The sequence below is a fragment of the Tsukamurella conjunctivitidis genome, assembly GCF_007858475.1.
Classification (GTDB): domain Bacteria; phylum Actinomycetota; class Actinomycetes; order Mycobacteriales; family Mycobacteriaceae; genus Tsukamurella; species Tsukamurella conjunctivitidis.
The window spans coordinates 1-503 of record NZ_VIGX01000336.1; the positions used below are offsets into that span (position 1 = coordinate 1).

Annotated in this window: 1 protein-coding gene; it reads left to right on the plus strand. The window is 64.6% G+C overall.

Features of this window, described 5'->3' with window-relative positions; all coding sequences use genetic code 11:
- Window positions 1-304: 304 nt before the first annotated feature.
- Window positions 305-503: winged helix DNA-binding protein (locus FK530_RS25670; RefSeq protein ID WP_500487644.1), on the plus strand; the 199-nt coding region annotated here is incomplete at its 3' end.

The following is a 503-nucleotide window of genomic DNA, read 5'->3' on the forward strand; positions in this document are numbered from 1 at the left end:
GCTGCCCCCGTGAGCGGCATGTCGGGGGGCAACCACTGACGGGTGACGAAGTAGGTGGAACCCCAGCAGATCGGGGCAAGTGCGGTGAGGGCCAGGGACTTGACATATTTCGCTTCCATGGAAGCGATAATAGCTTCTTCGGAAGCAGATATGCTTCTCGTGACACGAATGGAGTGTGGCCATGACCGCAGAGGACCGGACATCAGGGGACCCGACGCCAGAGAACCTGACTCCAGGGGACCTGACGCCAGCCGCTGACCATGTCGACAGGGTCCAGGCGGAGTGGCGCAGAGAGCGTCCCGACGTGGATGTGACACCTCAGAGCGTCATCGCCCGCGTGAACAGACTCGCGAACACGCTCACGGCGCGAATGGTCGAGGTGTACCGCAGGTACGGGCTCACCGAGGGGGAGTTCGACGTGCTCTGCGCATTGCGCCGTGCCGGGGAGCCCTTCGCACGCCGCCCCGCAGACCTCGCCCGGACCACTGTCGTCACCACCGGAG